The following is a 16,725-nucleotide window of genomic DNA, read 5'->3' as shown; positions in this document are numbered from 1 at the left end:
AAATATTCTAAGGTTATTCCCACGATAATTGCGCTGTATTTCCGTATGAAATACAGGCAACCGACACTTTGCGCCTCTCAGCAAACGACAACCGTGAGGTTGGCGACACGCGTTTAGTCACGAGGCCATCGGTTCACTCCCGGTTAGCGTCACCATGCCCGCAGCTCTGTCGCCAATGTAAGAATAATGAGTAAGTTACGATGAAAAGAATGTTAATTAACGCAACTCAGCAAGAAGAGTTGCGTGTCGCCCTTGTAGATGGGCAACGTCTGTACGATCTGGACATTGAAAGCCCGGGACACGAACAGAAAAAAGCAAACATCTATAAAGGCAAAATCACCCGTATTGAACCAAGTCTGGAAGCGGCGTTTGTTGATTATGGCGCAGAAAGACACGGTTTTCTTCCTCTGAAAGAAATCGCTCGCGAATACTTCCCTTCGAACTACTCTTCCCACGGTCGCCCGAACATTAAAGACGTTCTGCGCGAAGGCCAGGAAGTGATCGTCCAGATTGATAAAGAAGAACGCGGCAACAAAGGCGCGGCGTTAACCACCTTTATCAGCCTCGCGGGCAGCTATCTGGTTCTGATGCCAAACAACCCTCGCGCCGGCGGTATCTCTCGCCGTATCGAAGGTGATGACCGCACCGAATTAAAAGAAGCGCTTTCTTCCCTTGAACTGCCGGACGGTATGGGTCTTATCGTACGTACCGCAGGCGTGGGCAAGTCTGCCGAAGCGCTGCAGTGGGATTTGAGCTTCCGCCTGAAGCACTGGGAAGCCATTCAGAAAGCCGCTGAGAACCGCCCTGCTCCTTTCCTGATTCACCAGGAGAGCAACGTTATCGTTCGCGCCTTCCGCGACTACCTGCGCCAGGACATCGGCGAAATCCTGATCGACAACCCGAAAGTGCTTGAGCTGGCTCGCCAGCATATCGCCGCCCTGGGTCGCCCGGATTTCAGCAGCAAAATTAAGCTCTACACCGGTGAAATCCCGCTGTTCAGCCACTACCAAATTGAGTCGCAGATTGAGTCCGCCTTCCAGCGCGAAGTCCGTCTGCCGTCCGGCGGTTCTATCGTCATCGATACTACCGAAGCCCTGACCGCCATCGACATCAACTCCGCGCGAGCAACCCGCGGCGGCGATATCGAAGAAACCGCCTTCAACACCAACCTTGAAGCGGCCGATGAAATTGCCCGTCAGCTGCGTCTGCGCGACCTTGGCGGCCTGATCGTTATCGACTTCATCGACATGACACCGGTTCGCCACCAGCGCGCGGTTGAAAACCGCCTGCGTGAAGCCGTTCGTCAGGACAGAGCGCGTATTCAGATCAGCCACATTTCACGCTTCGGCCTGCTGGAAATGTCACGTCAGCGTCTGAGCCCGTCTCTCGGCGAGTCCAGCCACCATGTGTGCCCACGCTGTAGCGGTACCGGCACCATTCGCGATAACGAATCTCTGTCACTCTCCATTCTGCGTCTGATTGAAGAAGAAGCGCTGAAAGAGAACACCAAAGAAGTTCACGCCATCGTACCTGTGCCGATTGCCTCTTACCTGCTGAACGAAAAACGTGATGCGGTAAGCGCGATTGAAAAACGTCAGGGCGGCGTGCGTGCGATTATCGTGCCAAACGATCAGATGGAAACCCCGCACTATTCCGTACTGCGCGTGCGTAAAGGCGAAGAAACCCAGACTCTGAGCTACATGCTGCCTAAGCTGCATGAAGAAGAGATGGCGATGCCATCGGATGAAGAGTACACCGAACGTAAGCGTCCTGAGCAACCTGCTCTGGCTACCTTCGTGATGCCAGAAGTACCGCCGGCACCGCAGGAAACCGCGGCGGAAAAACCTGCCGCTGCAGCGGTGAAGCCTGCCGCTCAGCCAAAAGCAGATGCCGCTGAACAACCCGGTCTGGTTAGCCGCTTCTTCTCTGCACTGAAAAAACTCTTCGCCGGCGATAGCGCTGCCGCAGAAGTAAAAGAAGTGAAGGAAGAGAAAGCCGCGGGCTCTGATACCCAGCGCCAGGATCGCCGTAATAACCGTCGTCAGAACAACCGCCGCGATCGTGGCGAGCGTAACGACCGCGGTGACCGCAATAATCGCGATAACCGTGAAAACCGTAATAACCGCGATGACCGCAACAATGAAGGCCGCGAAGCTCGCGAGCCGCGTGAAGGTCGTGACGAAAACCGTCGCAATCGTCGTAACGGGCAGCAGCAGAATGCGGAAGTCCGCGAAGCTCGCCAGAACGTTAATGCCGTAGACGACGCGGATAAGCAGCAGAAATCCCGTGACGAACAGCAGCCACGCCGTGAGCGCAACCGTCGTCGTTCTGACGAAAAACGTCAGGCACAGCAGGAAGTCAAAGCGCTGCAGCAGGACAATGTTGTTGAGCAAGATGCCGAGCAGGAAGAACGCACGCAGGTTATGCAGCGCCGTAAGCCGCGTCAGCTAAGCCAGAAAGTACGTATTGAGTCTGCGGATGCATCTTCTGCAGTGGAAGAGACTCAGGTTGCGCAGGCAGTTACCGAGCAGGCACCAGTTGCGCTTCCTGCGGTTGTAGAAGCCCCGGGAAATGCAGAGCAACAGGATGAAAACGGCGAAAACCGTGAAACTGCCGGTATGCCTCGTCGCTCACGTCGCTCTCCTCGCCACCTGCGCGTAAGCGGCCAGCGCCGTCGTCGCTATCGTGACGAGCGCTACCCGGCGGTATCTCCGATGCCACTGGCAGCAGCATGCGCTTCTCCAGAGCTGGCGTCAGGGAAAGTGTTCATCACCTACCCTGTTGCTCGTCCACACGATCAGCTTGCCCAGGAAGAGGCATTCCAGGCTCACGAAGAGGTCCAGCACGTCAACGTGGCTGAGGCTGCAGCAGTAGAAGCCGTTGCCCCTGAGGAAGATGTTCAGGCTATCGAGCCGGTGAAAGCGGTGGAAACCGTTATTGAACCTGCTGTGGTGGAAACAACCCTGCCAGAAGTTATTGCAGCACCGGAGGCAGAACAGCCGCAGCCTGTTGCTGCAGTAGATGAAGCGCCTGCCGCAGAGACCGTGGAACACATTACTCCTGCACAGGAAGAAACTGTTCAGCCGGCAGCAGAAACCAGCGAGCCGGCCCCGGTAGCGGTAGAAGCCCCGGCGGTCGAAGAAGTCCCGGTCGCGGTGGTTGAAGAGGTGAAACCTGTTGTGGAAGCGGCGCCTGTAGTAGCCGCGCCAGCGACGCAAGAAGTTAACACTGAATCTTCGGCTGTCGCTAAGCACGCCACAGCGCCAATGACCCGTGCTCCGGCTCCGGAATACACGCCTGAAGCGCCGCGTCACAGCGACTGGGTTCGCCCGGACTTTACCTTCAGCGGGAAAGGCTCTGCCGGCGGCCACAGCGCCAGCCATCAGGCAACGGCGCCAGCCACTCGCCCACAAAGCGCTGAATAATCTCCTGCGCTAAGTAAAAAGCCGGTCACCTGACCGGCTTTTTTTATTTCCCTGACCTACAAATATGCGGCAGAATTGCCACCCTGTAAGATGCATTTAAAATGCATTTTATGATAAACACTTCGGTCAATTGTATGATGTAATGCCTGCAGAACTTGTTGAGGAGAACACGCCATGCTCCCTGTGCCGAAAAACTGCATTCACACCCACTCTTCTCCCTTCTGGGATAAAGACTCTGCCCCGGCGGGTCTGTTTCAACGACATCTCGATAAAGGCACTCGCCCCGGGGTGTATCCCCGCCTGAGCGTCATGCAAGGAAAAGTTCGTTACCTGGGTTATGCCGATGCCACCACGCCCGAACCGGAAGCCGAGCTCATCGTTGAAGCGGGTCACTTCGGGGTATTCCCGCCAGAGAAATGGCATCATCTCGAACTAATCACCGATGATGCCGTCTTCAACATCGACTTTTTTGTCGCCCCGGAAGTGCTCCGCTCAATGTAATGACAGAAGGAATCTTATTATGCTGACTATTCCCAAAAACTACGTACATACCCGCGCCACGTCGTTCTGGACCAAAGAGACCGCCCCTGCCGCGTTGTTCACCCATCACAACACCAAAGCCGGCGTTTATGGGCGCCTTTCGGTGATGCAGGGCGCGGTGAAATATTTTGGTTTTCCTGACGCCGATTCGACCACTCCTGATGTGGAAATCGTTATTGAGGCCGGAGCCTTTGCTATTTCTCCGCCGCAAAAGTGGCATCGCATTGAGCTTCTGACCGACGACACTTATTTCAATATCGACTTCTTTGCCTCCCCGGAAGCGAAGCTGGAAGGCACTGGCCTGGGTAAAGTGGTCAACAGCCAGAGGCATTCATGATGAGCAAAGCAACCTACACCGTCAGCGTGACCAACAACAGCAACGGCGTCTCGGTGGACTATGAGACCGAAACGCCAATGACGCTCCTGATCCCGGATGTCGCTGCCGACGTGGTCAAAGACCTGGTCAACACCGTCCGCGCTTATGACACGGAAGACGAACACGAAGTTTGCGGCTGGTAAAATGAACAAAAAAAAGCCCGCTCCGGGGTGCGGAAGCGGGCATATAAAGCGCGTGCAGTTTCATCACGCGCCCAAAACGTTGAAGACTATCGGCTATTAAGCTGGAACAGTGACATGCCTTGCATATCGCTGAAAGCCTTATAGGAGGCTTGCAATGCAGCCTGCTGTTGTACGTAGTTAGAGATGGTGGCATTCCAGTCAGCCCCCACCAGTTGGCTCATCTGATCGGTCTGCGCCAGCGCACGTTGGCTTCCCAAATCATCAAGATTACTCAGCTCGTTCAGCTGCGAACCCAGTTCAGCGCGAACCGTTGATACGTTACTCAACGCATTGCTTAAACCACGGTTTGTTTTTGCTACTGCGGCATCAAGCGCTTTTTTGCCCGCATCGTCCTGCCCCGCCATTGGGGTTTTCAGCGCAGTAATCGCCGAGTCCAGCATATTGAACAGGTTCGTTTCGCTCGGCGTGCCGTCTGGCTCCGGCGTGGCATTACTGGAGATATGATTAAAGACCTGGTCTCCGGTATGGCCAATAGTCATGGTACGGGAAGTGTCTACCTGCTGGGTGATAGGAATGTTCCCGCCGTTGTAGGTCACGCTGCCTGAACCTCCGGTGAACGGTGCCGCTTCTGTTTTATAACCAGCAAAAATATAGCGTCCGTTACCATCGGTGCTATTTGCCAGGTTTAACAGCTGGTTACGGATCCCCTCCAACTCCGTGGCTAAAGAAGCACGGTCATCATCGTTCAGCGTCCCGCTGTTCCCTGCTTTAACCACCTTTTCCTGAGCAGTGGTGATAGACGACGTCACCTGCTGTAAAACACTCTCTTCCAGCGAAACTTTCTGGTTAGCAAACGTTCGCGCTAGCTTGTACTGATCGTTCATGGACTGGGCCTGGGAAAGCACCACGGCCTGCGCTGCCGCAACCGGATCATCTGATGGCCTGTTCACCCGATTACCGGTGCTCATCTGCTCGCCATAATTCAACCATAAACTCTGCGCATCGCTGATGCCGCGCATGTTCTGGTCATATAACATCTGGGTACTGATACGCATGACGCTGGCTCCCGTTAGCGAATATTCAGCAACGCATCAAACAGCGTTGATGCAGTCTGGAGGACCTGGGCGTTAGCCATGTAGTACTGCTGGTAACGCTGCAGGTTGCCATACTCTTCGTCGAGGTTAACGCCCGAGATAGATTGCTGCTGCTTGGTTAGCTGCGTCACCACGTTCCCCTGCGTTGTGCTGGTCACTTTCAGGCTCGCCGTTTTGTTACCCACATCGCTGACCAGGGTGGCATACGCATCGTTAAACGACTTGTTGCCCTCGATCTGCTTGGAGTTTTGCAGATCCAGCATGGCCTGGGCGTTACGGTTATCGCTCTTGCCTGAAGTAGGATCGCTTGCCAGCGCCAGTTTCGCCTCATCTTTAACGGCCAGGCTCATGTTGACCACCGCATCGGATACCGGTTTAACGGTGAAGCTTTCATTGTTGGCGGGCGTGCCGCTCACGCCAACTTTCAGTCCGTCAAAGTTCAGGCTCACGTTGCCGCCAGCGTCCGTGGTAGTGCCAGGATTGATATTGGCGTTGTCCGACAGACGGGTCACTTTCCAGTTCCCGCCCACAAACTCAACCTTGTAATCGCTGGCCTGAATCTGCTTGCTGTCGGTGGGGGTGGCGGTGAGCTGAGTGCCGCTGGTATTGCGGCTGTTGCTCAGGACGGTTGGGCCACCGATAGTAAACAGATCGGTCCCTTTATCGCCGTTGGCATCATAGCCCTGGGTGTGCTGGCTGTTCATTGCCGTAGCAAAAGCTTGTGCCATCTGGCCCAGGCGGTTACGGGCGCTGTCCAAATCCTGAGTGCGGAAGGTGAACAGACCGCCCAAAGAGCCGGTATTCAGCTGGCTTTCTGGAATTTCCACCTTACCGGCGATAGGGTCGACAAATGCCACCGTGGTACGGGAAGGATCTGCGCTGGAGTTAACGGCCGCCAGTTGGTTAGCCGTGTCGCCCTGCACCAGGCTAATACCGTTGCCGATAGAGACGTTATAGGTGCCGCCATCCTGCACGCTAACGTCTACACCCACGATCTGGTTTAGCTGGCTAACCAGCTGATCGCGCTGATCAAGCAGGTCATTCGGTGCTGAGCCAGCCCCCACGCCCTTCAGGCGAGAAATCTGATCGTTAAGGTTAGCAATTTGCTTAGCGTAGGTATTGATTTGGTCCACGCTGCTGCTGATCGAAAGGTTAACCTGCTTGTCCTGATCGCGCAGATACTGGTCGGTCACCTTAAACTGGTTTACCAGACCGTCCGCCTTGCCCAACAGCGCCTGACGAGCCGCCGGATCCTGAGCATTACTGGTCAGCGTCTGCAGCGATGAGAAGAAGTCCTGCATGGTTTTTGACAGCGAGTTGGTGGTCCCGGACAGAATGTTGTCAATTTTTGACATCTGCTGGTACTGGGTTGTCAGCCCGCTGCTTTGCGTCTGAGCCGCACGCAGCTGGTTAGTAATAAAGGAGTCGTATTCACGCTGCACGCCGTTAACATACACGCCGTTGCCAATATAGCCGCCCCCGGTCAGGGTGCTTTTTGACTGGGACAGGATCGTCGTCTGGCGGGTATAACCGCTTACGTTATAGTTAGAAATGTTATTGCCGACGGTGCTTAATGCCGCCTGGGCAGCACTCAGGCCACTCATGGCGCTGTTAATCAGGCTATTGGACATGAAGGTTCCTTGATAGCGTGTGGTCAAAGGTTCTGCTACTTATTATCGGCAGCAGGCCACGGGACTTGAGTCTCTTCAGAACAAATTCGACAAATCAGTGCTGTAGGCTTTAGATACCTTGTCGCTCATGGCTTTCAGCTGCTGGATCATGCCGGTTAACTTGCGCGCATAGTTAGGGTCCGTTGCGTAACCGGCGTTTTGCAGCGCCTGAGCGCCCTGCTCCGCTGAAGACGCATTGGTCACGGCGGCATAGCGTGGGTTTTTCGTCAGCAGGCCAACGTAGTCCGACAGCGCTTCAAGGTAAGAGCTATACACGCGGAACTTCGCTTTCACCTTCTTCGCCTCACCGTTTTCAAACTCGGTGGTGGTAATTTCCGTCGTCGGCCCTTTCCAGCCTGGTGTCGCCTTGACGCCAAACAGGTTAAAGCTTGGCTCGCCTTTCTCGGTGCGGATCTGGCGCTGTCCCCAGCCGGACTCCAGCGCGGCCTGCGCCAGAATCAGGTGGTGCGGAATACCGCTGGCTTCACTGGCTAAACGCGCCGGGAGCGAGAGCTGCGCCAGGAAGTCTTTGCTGTCTCCGCTCATCGGCTCTTCGTTCGACGGCGCACGAGGCACGGCCTGACGCACCATTTGCGTTAGCGTCTGGTTCTGGTAGCTGGTGACAGTTTGCGGATCAAGTTTCATCGGCACCTGACCTGCGGTTTCCAACGGCTCAACCTGCTCGTTGCTCATTTGCTTAACCATCGCATCCGCCAGCCCCAGCCCTTTCGCACTCAGCTGTTGAGCTATTTGCTGGTCATACATGCTGGTATACATGCGCGTGGACTCGCTGCTGAAAATGCCATCTTTCGGCAGCGCCTCACGCATGCTTTTCAGCATCATCTGTACGAACATCCCTTCCACCTGATGGGCAACCTCCTTCAAGTTGCCCTTAGGATCCTGTCCGGCCTTCGCCTTTAAATCATTGAGCGAGTTAGCGTCAAACGCGGCATTGGCAAGTGAACGGGCGTCAGTCAGCATTAGATGATTTCCAGTTTTGCACGCAGGCAGCCTGCGCTTTGCATGGATTGCAGGATAGACATCAGATCGATAGGCGATGCCCCCAGCGCGTTCAGCGCGCGCACCACGTTATTCAGGTTCGCGCTGGAGTTAACGCGCTGCACCGAACCGCCGCTCTGGCGTAAATCAATCTGGGTTTGCGGCGTGACGACGGTCTGGCCACCGCCAAATGGCGTATTCGGCTGGCTGACCTGATTTTGGCGATTTACGGTCACCGACAGGTTCCCCTGAGCAACGGCACAGTTATCCAGCGTCACTTCGCGGTTCATCACCACAGAGCCTGTACGAGAGTTAATCACCACCCGTGCATCCTGCACCGGCATACTCACCTCAAGGTTCTGGATATCCGCCAGCAGACGGACCTGAGAGCTACCGCCGCTTGGCACGCGGATCTGGATGGTACGGCCATCCAGTGCAGTTGCGCTGCCAAAGCCACGGGAGCGGTTAATGGTGTCGGTAATCCGCTGGGCCAGGCTGAAATCATCATCATTAAGCTGCAGATTGAGGGTGTTGCCGTTGCCGAAAGTACCGGCCAGCTCACGTTCAATGACCGCGCCGCCGGTGATACGCCCGCCGTTAAGCTGGTTTACCTGGACGCTACTGCCCCCCGCTGCCGCGCCCGCGCCGCCCACCAGCACGTTGCCCTGCGCCAGGGCATAAACCTGGTTATCCACGCCCTTGAGCGGCGTCATCAGCAGCGTACCGCCGCGCAGACTCTTCGCGTTACCCATAGAGGACACGACAACATCAATATTTTGCCCTGCCCGCGCAAACGCCGGGTATTTTGCCGTCACCATCACCGCCGCAACGTTTTTAAGCTGCATGTTGGTGCCGGTCGGGACGGTAATGCCCAGTTGAGAAAGCATGTTGTTCAGGCTTTGGGTGGTAAACGGCGTTTGCGTCGTCTGGTCACCGGTTCCGTCCAGCCCGACGACCAGGCCATAGCCAATCAGGGAGTTTTCACGCACGCCCTGCACGGTCGTCAGGTCACGAATGCGGTCAGCTGATGCATAAGCCGCGGTCAGCAGCACAACCAACCCGAATAAATATTTAACCATGGTACCCTCGCTTACATCGGCGATACGTTAAGGAAGAAGCGCTGCAGCCAGCCCATATTCTGCGCTTCATTAATGTAGCCGTTACCGACATACTCAATTCGGGCATCCGCCACCTGGGTCGACGCAACGGTGTTGCTGCCGCTGATGGTGCGCGGGTTCACTACGCCAGAGAAGCGGATAAACTCCGTCCCCTGGTTGATGGCAATCTGTTTTTCACCTACAACGTGCAGGTTTCCGTTGGCCAGCACCTGATCCACGGTCACCGTCAACGTGCCGCTGAAGGTGTTGCTGGCGTTGGCGCCGCCTTTACCGTTAAAGCCATTGCTGCCAGAGGCGTTCAGGTCAGCTTTTCCATTCCCCAATAATCCCGAAGCAAAGGTCGGTACCGTGTCAAAGCCAAGCGACGATTTTCCATCGCGACTGGCATTCGCCGAGGAACTCTTACTGGCGCTAACGTTTTCCTGAAGCTGGATGGTCAGGGTGTCGCCGATATTACGTGGGCGACGGTCTTCAAACAGCGGCTGATAGCCGTAGTTCATCGGCTGCGCGGTCTGGAATATTGAACCGTTAATCGTTGGCGCAGGACCAGGCACCGGCTGGGCAGATGTCGCCCCCTCAACCAGCGGTTTACTAGGTACTAAGGCGCAGCCGCTTACGGCCAGCACCAGACTCAGGACAACAGGACGGAGCACCATTGGGTTTTGCATTGCTTTCATCTTCAGGTCACGGCAGCCGACGCGCTTTCACGCGCCGGCACACGCCTTACATTTGCGTCAGTTTTTGCAGCATCTGGTCGGTCGTGCTGACCGCTTTGCTGTTGATTTCGTACGCGCGCTGAACCTGGATCATGTTCACCAGCTCTTCAGCAACGTTTACGTTTGAGGTCTCAACATAGCCCTGATAGAGCAGACCTGCGCCGTTCAATCCCGGCGTGGAATCGTTTGGCGCACCGGATGCCTGCGTTTCGGTGTAAAGGTTCTCACCGATACTTTCCAGCCCGGTATCGTTCATAAAGGTCGTCAGGTTCAGCTGTCCGACCTGTACTGGCGCGGTCTGCCCCTGTAAGGTTGCGCTCACCACACCGTCACGGCCGATAGTCAGGCTCAGGGCGTTTGCCGGCACGGTAATCGCAGGCTGCACCTGGAAACCGCCCGCCGTCACCAGCTGACCATTCTGGTCAACCTGGAAGGAACCGTCGCGCGTATAAGCGGCTGTACCGTCCGGCAGCAGAACCTGGAAGAAACCTTCGCCTTTGATGGCCACATCTTTGCTGTTGTCCGTTTTAGACAGGTTGCCCTGGCTGTGCAGACGCTCGGTGGCAACCGGGCGAACACCGGTCCCGATCTGTAGACCAGACGGCAGCGTCGTCTGCTCAGAAGACTGAGCCCCCGGCTGACGAATAGTTTGATAAAGCAAATCTTCAAACACGGCGCGCTGACGCTTAAAACCGTTGGTGGAGACGTTTGCCAGGTTGTTGGCAATCACATCCATATTGGTTTGCTGAGCATCAAGACCCGTTTTGGCGATCCATAAAGAATTGATCATGTTTGAATCCTGTAATAAGTAAGCCGGGCGTTAGGTCATTTGCAGCAGCGTGTTAGCGCGCTGTTCGTTTTCATCAACGTTGGCGATAACTTTCATCTGCATCTCAAAACGGCGGGCGTTGGCAATCATATCCGCCATTGCCTCTGCCGGTTTGACGTTGCTGCCTTCCAGTACGCCGGACATCACCTTAATGGTTGGGTCGGCCTGCGCTATAGCACCGCGTGTCGCCTGGGCGGTGGCGTTTAAACGAAACAGCCCGTCATCACCGCGCACCACCTCCTGCTGCGTGGCTTTCACCAGCTTCAGTCGGCCAATGGGCGCCACGGTATTCGGCGGGTCGCCCGGATTCAGCGCGGAGATAGTCCCGTCCGCGGCAATGGTAAGCTGCGAACCTTCCGGCACCGCAATAGGGCCACCTTCGCCGATAACAGGCCGGCCACCAATGGTCAACTGACCGGCAGGGCTGACCTGAATGTTACCGTTGCGGGTATAGCCTTCTCCGCCGTCCTGCGTCTGCACCGCCAGCCAGCCATCCTGCTGCAAAGCAACGTCCATCGGGCGCGAGGTGTAGTCCAGCTGACCCGGCGTCATATCGGCTCCTGGCGTTGAGGCAACGACCAGGGTACGGGTTGGCAGAGAAAGCCCTTCAACCGGGACCGCCCGCAACGCATTAAGCTGCGCGCGGAATCCCGGTGTGGAAGCGTTCGCCATGTTGCTCGCCGTGACGGACTGCTGATTCAGCGTCTGGCTGGCAGCGCCCATGGCGGTGTAGATTGCATGATCCATTAAGCCGTCCCTTCAGGCGCTTAGCGCAGGTTAACCAGGGTGTTGAGGATCTGGTCCTGGGTTTTGATGGTCTGCGCATTCGACTGATAGTTACGCTGCGCGACGATCATGTTGACCAGTTCTTTACTCAGATCCACGTTCGAAGACTCCAGCGCCCCGCTGGTCAGGGTACCGAAGTTACCTGTCCCCGCGAGCCCCAACAGCGCCACGCCGGAAGAGTTCGTCGCGGTCCAGACGTTATCGCCCTGGGACTGCAAACCTTCAGGGTTAGCAAAGTTGGACAGCACGATTTGTCCCAGAAGCTGAGTCTGCTCGTTGGAGTAGTTCCCGACCACGGTGCCATCATCGTTAATCTGGTAAGAGACCAGGTCGCCCGGCTTATAGCCGTTCTGGTTGGTGGCCACGATGTTGTTAGACCCGGTGTTCTGCTGCATGGAGTTCAGGAAACTCAGCGCGAAGGTGGCTGGCGTCGCGCCGTTGGTGACGCCGGTCGTCACGTTGATGCTGGTTGGCAACGTGTTCGGGTTTGGAATCGGATCGGCGGCATTGGCAGTAATACCCTGCAGGTTGCCGTTATTGTCGAAACGCATAAACCCGGCGGAGGTCGGCGTGGAACCTGCTACCGAAGAGTCTTTGGTGTAGACCTGCCAGGTATTGTCTGCGGTTTTCACGTAGTACACGTCCATGCCGTGGGCGTTACCCTGGCTGTCGTAAACGGTTACCGTGCCTTTCTTGTTGTAGCTGTTCGCGTTGGTCGGATCGAACGGCGTCACAGTTGGCAGTTTGTCGGTAGAGTTCAGGTTGATCTGCTGGGATGCGGTGGTGGTGGTTTTCGCCGCCATCAGCGTGTTCGGCACGGACAGACCTACCGGGTTCGCACCCTGCTGGATAGTTGGCGGCGTACCGGTTGCCGGGTAGCCGGTCAGCTGCAGCCCCTGCATGTTGACCAGATTGCGGTTTTCGTCCAGCTTGAACTGCCCGTTACGGCTGTAGAACACGGAACCGGAGCTGTCCACCAGGCGGAAGAAACCGTTCTGGCTGATAGCCACATCCAGGCCACGGCCGGTGCTGGTGGTGGTACCGTCGCCAAAGTTCTGGGTCACGCCGGCGACTTTAACGCCCAGGCCCACTTTAGAGCCGGCAAACATATCGGCAAAAGAGACCGAGCCGGATTTAAAACCGTAGGTGGCGGAGTTGGCAATGTTGTTACCAATCACGTCCAGGTTGGTGGCCGCAGCATTTAAGCCGCTGACCGCTTGAGAAAACGCCATGTCTTACTCCTGCTTAGGTTATAGGCTTAAATAATTTGCCTGATTGCATCGAGGGTCGTAGAACCGTAGGTCCCGAGATCCAGTTTGAGGCCATCTTTGCCGTTGATAACACCGCTCACCATGGCGAAGTTCAGCGGCTGAGCCACCAGCTGTGTCCCACCATTCGTGGCATTGATCGCCACGGTGTAAGAGCCGTCCGGCACGTTGGTGCCGTCGTTGGCGCTGCCGTCCCAGGTAAAGGTATGCACCCCGGCACTCAGCCCACCAATCTCGATAGTACGAACCACTTTGCCGTCTTTATCGGAGATAGTGGCCGTGACTTTGTCCGCCGCCTGCTGCAGCTCGACGCCAAACGGCGTGGTGCTGATGGTGTTGGTTTTTGAATCGGTCCCCGCCAGGATTTTGTTGCCCGGGATCATCACGCCATGGCCAATCAGGGCGCTGGCCTGCAGAGACTGGTTCTGGTTGATCTGGCCGGAAACTGAGCCCAGCGTGGTATTGAGTTTTTCGATGCCGCTAACGGTACTGATCTGCGCCAGCTGCGTGGTCAGTTCGTTGTTCTGCATCGGGTTGGTCGGATCCTGGTTTTTTAACTGCGCCACCAGCAGGGTCAAAAAGCTCCCCTGCAGGTCTGCGGCGCTGTTGCCCGTCAGGCTGTTTTTCGATGCGCCAGCCGTAGGATCAACATTGTTAGTCGGATCGTTCATTTTGACTGCAATGGACATATAGGCTCCTGTTACTGACCGAGAGTGAGCGTTTTCATCATCATGCCCTTCACGGTGTTGAGCACCTCGACGTTGGCCTGATAACTCCGGGAGGCGGACATGCTGTTGACCATCTCCCCAACCACATCGACGTTAGGCATACGCACATAGCCACGCGCGTCCGCCAGCGGGTTACCCGGCTGGAAAACCAGCTTGTCCGGGGCATCGCTTTCCACCACTTTGGTCACTTTAACGCCGCCGGTCGCCGCACCGGGTGCGGCGTCAACCTGGAAAACGACCTGTTTTGCGCGGTAAGGCTGGCCGTCAGGTCCGGTGACGCTGTCCGCGTTGGCGAGGTTACTTGCCGCCACGTTCATGCGTTTAGACTGGGCCGTCATTGCCGAACCGGCGATGTCGAAAATATTGAGTAAGGCCATCGATTATCCCTGTAGCACCGACATCATGCTTTTGATTTGCCCGCCAAGCACCGTGAGGTTTGTTTGGTAATTCAGGCTGTTATCGGCAAACTGCGTACGTTCACGGTCCATATCGACGGTGTTACCGTCCATGGCTGGCTGGTCAGGTACGCGGTAGAGGAGATCGAGCGACGGAGTGGAGTGGGTTTGTGCCGGAATATGGCGTGCCGAAGTGAGCGCCAGAGACATGCCGCCTCCTTCAACGCGTCCGCGCTCCATCACTTTTTTCATTTCACTGGCAAAGTCGATATCGCGCGCCTGAAAGCCCGGCGTGTCGGCATTGGCGATATTCGCGGCCAGAATCTCTTGGCGCTGGGCACGCAAATTAAGCGCTTCTTGCTGAAATCGCAGTGCGGCGTCCAGTTTATCGAGCATGCTTCCTCCATGGTCCATAGAATTAGGAATCGTCCGAAAGCTTAAAGCGCCTTACGCGTACGCGATGGGTGGAATAAACGCAAAATACGTCGCTATTTATCGCCTTGATCAAAACGGCTCGCGGTTAAAATCACCGCAATCTGAATACGGAGAAGCGCGATGAGAAGCCTGAAAATCTTGAGCGGCATAGCCAGTTTACTGGTCAGTCAGTTGGCCCTGGCGAGCGCACTCGATGGGCCGCTGACTGAGTATTTCCAACAGCGGCTGGCGGGAATTAGCAATGACGTCAGCGTCAAGGTGAAAACGCCGGAGGCTCAGCTTCCCGCCTGCCCTCAGCCAGAATTCTCAACGCCCGGAAATGCCAAACTGTGGGGCAACGTCAGCGTCATGGCCCGCTGCGGCAGCGACAAACGTTTTATCCAGGTTCAGGTGATGGCCACGGGTCAGTATGTGGTTGCCAGTCGCCCTATCGCCCGCGGCGCAAGGATCGAGGCAAATAGCGTGCAGTTAACACAGGGGCGTCTTGACCAACTGCCGCCACGCACTATGCTGGATATCGGCCAGGCGACAGATGCCGTTTCGCTCCGGGATATTGCCCCCGGGCAGCCGGTTATTCAGTCAATGGTGCGCCAGGCATGGCGGGTGAAGGCCGGTCAGCAGGTTCAGGTGATTGCTTCCGGCGAAGGCTTTAGCGTTAACGGCGAAGGCAAGGCGCTGAATAACGCTGCGGTCGCGCAAAATGCCCGCGTTCGGATGTCCTCAGGACAGGTGGTCAGCGGGACAGTGGATGCTGATGGGAATATTCTGATTAATCTATAATCTTTTTAAAGATTCCGCGGCGACTGCCGATAGTACTATCAACAAATGATACTGACTGGCTCTTACGCCGCGAGCCCCTCGATGAGGAGAGAACAATGAGCATTGATCGCACGTCGCCACTGAAACCGGTAAGCACCGTACAACCGCGTGAAACCAGCGATCCACAGACGCTGAAAAGCCGTCTTGAGAAATCCACAACCGCCAACAGCACCAGCGTTAAGTTGAGCGATGCCCAGGCTAAACTGATGCAGCCCGGCACCGGCGATATCAACATGGAACGCGTTGAAGCGCTGAAGACGGCTATTCGTAACGGTGACCTGAAGATGGATACCGGCAAAATCGCCGATGCACTGCTCCAGGAAGCCCAAAGCTATTTGTCGAGTAAATAACGGTGAGTCGTCTGTTAGAAGTGCTGGACCAAATGACCGCAGTGCTGAATTCACTGAAAGAGGTGATGGACGCTGAACAGCTGCAGCTTTCCGCAGGCCAGATAAACAGCAATGCGCTGCAACGTATAACTGAAGATAAAAGCTCGTTGCTGGCTACGCTGGATTACCTGGAACAGCAGCGTCGCGTAGAGCAAAATGCCGGGGGGGTAACCAGCCTGGACGTTAGCCAGCGGTGGCAGACGATTACGCAAAAAACCCTGCATTTGCGGGACATTAATCAGCATAACGGCTGGTTACTGGAAGACCAGATGGCCCGCAATGAGCAGGCGATCGCGGTGTTAAAACCGCATCAGGCACCCGACTTCTATGGCGCCGACGGGCAGGCAACGTCGCAGGGTAACCGCGGCGGTAAAAAAATCACTATCTGATTTTCCTCGCCAATGAAAGCTGCTGGTCAACACTCTCCTTGACCAGCAGATCGTTTATTTCAGTGAATTCAACACTTTTACCGTAGCGTCGATGTCAATCTCATCTTCTGAAAAGAGATGAGTGGTGCCCTGGAACGTCGTCACCGCCAGTTTTTTCACCGTCCGCATTTCACCCTCTTTTTTCTCGACCTTCGGGCGAATACTGTTCATCAGCAGGCCCACTGAGAGCACCGCATTTTCTTTATCGATCTTGCTGTCCGCGGGTTCTTCTTCGCTGTAGACCACGAAAGACTTGATCGAGGTGATTTTAAGCCGCTCGCCCGCAATAAACAGATGCTTGCTCTCGGGCTCCACTTTCACGGCAAACGCCGACAGCCCTTTATTGTTGGTACCCGGCTCGAAGGTCACCGACGCGTCCTTCTTAATAAGCTCCGGGTTGGCGACTTTAATCACATGGAAATAACGGTTTTCGCCGTTTTCATCTTTGATAAATCCGAAGCCCTTGTCTTCGAACCAGGTTGTGATTATTCCTCTCATCGCTCTGTCACCTAATTAACCTTTCAACATATAAAGAATAGGGTGGCCTGACGAAACCGTCACCCACCC

Annotated in this window: 19 protein-coding genes; 7 read left to right on the top strand and 12 right to left on the bottom strand. The window is 55.8% G+C overall.

What is annotated here, in order from left to right; translation table 11 throughout:
* Window positions 1–200: 200 nt before the first annotated feature.
* From rne to VW41_08075, 4 genes are all read left to right on the top strand, one after another.
* Entirely contained in the window at window positions 201–3,425 is a 3,225-nt protein-coding gene (rne, locus tag VW41_08090; protein ID AJZ88991.1) for a ribonuclease E, read from the top strand.
* A 174-nt stretch (window positions 3,426–3,599) separates the two neighbouring features.
* On the top strand, window positions 3,600–3,926 hold the full coding sequence (locus VW41_08085) for a hypothetical protein (GenBank protein ID AJZ88990.1): 327 nt from the start codon (window positions 3,600–3,602) through the stop codon (window positions 3,924–3,926).
* 19 nt (window positions 3,927–3,945) lie between these two features.
* Window positions 3,946–4,302, top strand: coding sequence for a cytoplasmic protein (locus VW41_08080; GenBank protein ID AJZ88989.1), 357 nt, complete (start codon window positions 3,946–3,948; stop codon window positions 4,300–4,302).
* Window positions 4,302–4,484, top strand: a complete 183-nt coding sequence (locus VW41_08075; protein AJZ88988.1) for a hypothetical protein — start codon at window positions 4,302–4,304, stop codon at window positions 4,482–4,484. The genes VW41_08080 and VW41_08075 overlap by 1 nt, the downstream gene beginning before the upstream one ends.
* 86 nt (window positions 4,485–4,570) lie before the next feature.
* Here VW41_08075 and flgL read toward each other — a convergent pair whose 3' ends face one another.
* The 11 genes from flgL to VW41_08020 all read right to left on the bottom strand — a co-directional run bounded on the left by flgL (window position 4,571) and on the right by VW41_08020 (window position 14,483).
* Complete coding sequence (gene flgL / locus VW41_08070) at window positions 4,571–5,539, bottom strand: flagellar hook protein FlgL (GenBank protein AJZ88987.1); 969 nt, start codon at window positions 5,537–5,539, stop codon at window positions 4,571–4,573.
* A 14-nt stretch (window positions 5,540–5,553) separates the two neighbouring features.
* Window positions 5,554–7,209, bottom strand: a complete 1,656-nt coding sequence (flgK, locus tag VW41_08065) for a flagellar hook protein FlgK (GenBank protein AJZ88986.1) — start codon at window positions 7,207–7,209, stop codon at window positions 5,554–5,556.
* A gap of 75 nt (window positions 7,210–7,284) precedes the next feature.
* Window positions 7,285–8,229 (bottom strand): flagellar rod assembly protein FlgJ, encoded by a 945-nt coding sequence (flgJ, locus tag VW41_08060; GenBank protein ID AJZ88985.1) that lies wholly within the window; start codon window positions 8,227–8,229, stop codon window positions 7,285–7,287.
* A complete protein-coding gene (gene flgI / locus VW41_08055; protein ID AJZ88984.1) occupies window positions 8,229–9,326 on the bottom strand; it encodes a flagellar basal body P-ring biosynthesis protein FlgA in 1,098 nt (365 codons plus the stop codon). The genes flgJ and flgI overlap by 1 nt, the downstream gene beginning before the upstream one ends.
* A gap of 11 nt (window positions 9,327–9,337) precedes the next feature.
* Window positions 9,338–10,042 carry a flagellar basal body L-ring protein gene (gene flgH / locus VW41_08050; protein AJZ88983.1) on the bottom strand — a complete coding sequence of 235 codons (705 nt, stop codon included), beginning with the start codon at window positions 10,040–10,042 and terminating at the stop codon, window positions 9,338–9,340.
* 46 nt (window positions 10,043–10,088) lie between these two features.
* On the bottom strand, window positions 10,089–10,871 hold the full coding sequence (flgG, locus tag VW41_08045) for a flagellar basal body rod protein FlgG (protein AJZ88982.1): 783 nt from the start codon (window positions 10,869–10,871) through the stop codon (window positions 10,089–10,091).
* A 30-nt stretch (window positions 10,872–10,901) separates the two neighbouring features.
* Window positions 10,902–11,657 carry a flagellar basal body rod protein FlgF gene (gene flgF / locus VW41_08040; protein ID AJZ88981.1) on the bottom strand — a complete coding sequence of 252 codons (756 nt, stop codon included), beginning with the start codon at window positions 11,655–11,657 and terminating at the stop codon, window positions 10,902–10,904.
* A 20-nt stretch (window positions 11,658–11,677) separates the two neighbouring features.
* Entirely contained in the window at window positions 11,678–12,928 is a 1,251-nt protein-coding gene (gene flgE, locus VW41_08035) for a flagellar hook protein FlgE (protein ID AJZ88980.1), read from the bottom strand.
* 26 nt (window positions 12,929–12,954) lie between these two features.
* Window positions 12,955–13,653: a flagellar basal body rod modification protein gene (flgD, locus tag VW41_08030; protein AJZ88979.1), complete on the bottom strand. Its 699-nt coding sequence runs from the start codon at window positions 13,651–13,653 to the stop codon at window positions 12,955–12,957.
* Window positions 13,654–13,664: 11 nt separating this feature from the next.
* Window positions 13,665–14,069, bottom strand: a complete 405-nt coding sequence (gene flgC, locus VW41_08025) for a flagellar basal body rod protein FlgC (protein ID AJZ88978.1) — start codon at window positions 14,067–14,069, stop codon at window positions 13,665–13,667.
* Window positions 14,070–14,072: 3 nt separating this feature from the next.
* Complete coding sequence (locus tag VW41_08020) at window positions 14,073–14,483, bottom strand: flagellar biosynthesis protein FlgB (GenBank protein ID AJZ88977.1); 411 nt, start codon at window positions 14,481–14,483, stop codon at window positions 14,073–14,075.
* A gap of 159 nt (window positions 14,484–14,642) precedes the next feature.
* Between VW41_08020 and flgA the strand changes: the two genes are divergently transcribed.
* From flgA to VW41_08005, 3 genes are all read left to right on the top strand, one after another.
* Entirely contained in the window at window positions 14,643–15,302 is a 660-nt protein-coding gene (flgA, locus tag VW41_08015; protein AJZ88976.1) for a flagellar basal body P-ring biosynthesis protein FlgA, read from the top strand.
* 95 nt (window positions 15,303–15,397) lie between these two features.
* Window positions 15,398–15,691: a Negative regulator of flagellin synthesis gene (locus tag VW41_08010; GenBank protein ID AJZ88975.1), complete on the top strand. Its 294-nt coding sequence runs from the start codon at window positions 15,398–15,400 to the stop codon at window positions 15,689–15,691.
* Between the two features lie 2 nt (window positions 15,692–15,693).
* A complete protein-coding gene (locus tag VW41_08005) occupies window positions 15,694–16,119 on the top strand; it encodes a flagellar biosynthesis protein FlgN (GenBank protein ID AJZ88974.1) in 426 nt (141 codons plus the stop codon).
* Between the two features lie 54 nt (window positions 16,120–16,173).
* Here the strand turns inward: VW41_08005 and VW41_08000 are convergent, their stop codons facing one another.
* Window positions 16,174–16,656: a cold-shock protein gene (locus VW41_08000; GenBank protein ID AJZ88973.1), complete on the bottom strand. Its 483-nt coding sequence runs from the start codon at window positions 16,654–16,656 to the stop codon at window positions 16,174–16,176.
* Between the last annotated feature and the right edge of the window lie 69 nt (window positions 16,657–16,725).

It is taken from the genome of Klebsiella michiganensis, assembly GCA_000963575.1.
In the GTDB taxonomy this organism is placed as follows: domain Bacteria; phylum Pseudomonadota; class Gammaproteobacteria; order Enterobacterales; family Enterobacteriaceae; genus Cedecea; species Cedecea michiganensis_A.
Note: the sequence above shows the minus strand (reverse complement) of the source record. Positions and strands in the feature narration are given on the sequence as shown.

Excerpts from the sequence above, each read along its gene's own strand:
- rne (AJZ88991.1), top strand. The coding sequence starts at position 201 with ATGAAAAGAATGTTAATTAACGCAACTCAGCAAGAAGAGTTGCGTGTC.
- VW41_08085 (AJZ88990.1), top strand. The coding sequence starts at position 3,600 with ATGCTCCCTGTGCCGAAAAACTGCATTCACACCCACTCTTCTCCCTTC.
- VW41_08080 (AJZ88989.1), top strand. The coding sequence starts at position 3,946 with ATGCTGACTATTCCCAAAAACTACGTACATACCCGCGCCACGTCGTTC.
- VW41_08075 (AJZ88988.1), top strand. The coding sequence starts at position 4,302 with ATGAGCAAAGCAACCTACACCGTCAGCGTGACCAACAACAGCAACGGC.
- flgL (AJZ88987.1), bottom strand. The coding sequence starts at position 5,539 with ATGCGTATCAGTACCCAGATGTTATATGACCAGAACATGCGCGGCATC.
- flgK (AJZ88986.1), bottom strand. The coding sequence starts at position 7,209 with ATGTCCAATAGCCTGATTAACAGCGCCATGAGTGGCCTGAGTGCTGCC.
- flgJ (AJZ88985.1), bottom strand. The coding sequence starts at position 8,229 with ATGCTGACTGACGCCCGTTCACTTGCCAATGCCGCGTTTGACGCTAAC.
- flgI (AJZ88984.1), bottom strand. The coding sequence starts at position 9,326 with ATGGTTAAATATTTATTCGGGTTGGTTGTGCTGCTGACCGCGGCTTAT.
- flgH (AJZ88983.1), bottom strand. The coding sequence starts at position 10,042 with ATGAAAGCAATGCAAAACCCAATGGTGCTCCGTCCTGTTGTCCTGAGT.
- flgG (AJZ88982.1), bottom strand. The coding sequence starts at position 10,871 with ATGATCAATTCTTTATGGATCGCCAAAACGGGTCTTGATGCTCAGCAA.
- flgF (AJZ88981.1), bottom strand. The coding sequence starts at position 11,657 with ATGGATCATGCAATCTACACCGCCATGGGCGCTGCCAGCCAGACGCTG.
- flgE (AJZ88980.1), bottom strand. The coding sequence starts at position 12,928 with ATGGCGTTTTCTCAAGCGGTCAGCGGCTTAAATGCTGCGGCCACCAAC.
- flgD (AJZ88979.1), bottom strand. The coding sequence starts at position 13,653 with ATGTCCATTGCAGTCAAAATGAACGATCCGACTAACAATGTTGATCCT.
- flgC (AJZ88978.1), bottom strand. The coding sequence starts at position 14,069 with ATGGCCTTACTCAATATTTTCGACATCGCCGGTTCGGCAATGACGGCC.
- VW41_08020 (AJZ88977.1), bottom strand. The coding sequence starts at position 14,483 with ATGCTCGATAAACTGGACGCCGCACTGCGATTTCAGCAAGAAGCGCTT.
- flgA (AJZ88976.1), top strand. The coding sequence starts at position 14,643 with ATGAGAAGCCTGAAAATCTTGAGCGGCATAGCCAGTTTACTGGTCAGT.
- VW41_08010 (AJZ88975.1), top strand. The coding sequence starts at position 15,398 with ATGAGCATTGATCGCACGTCGCCACTGAAACCGGTAAGCACCGTACAA.
- VW41_08000 (AJZ88973.1), bottom strand. The coding sequence starts at position 16,656 with ATGAGAGGAATAATCACAACCTGGTTCGAAGACAAGGGCTTCGGATTT.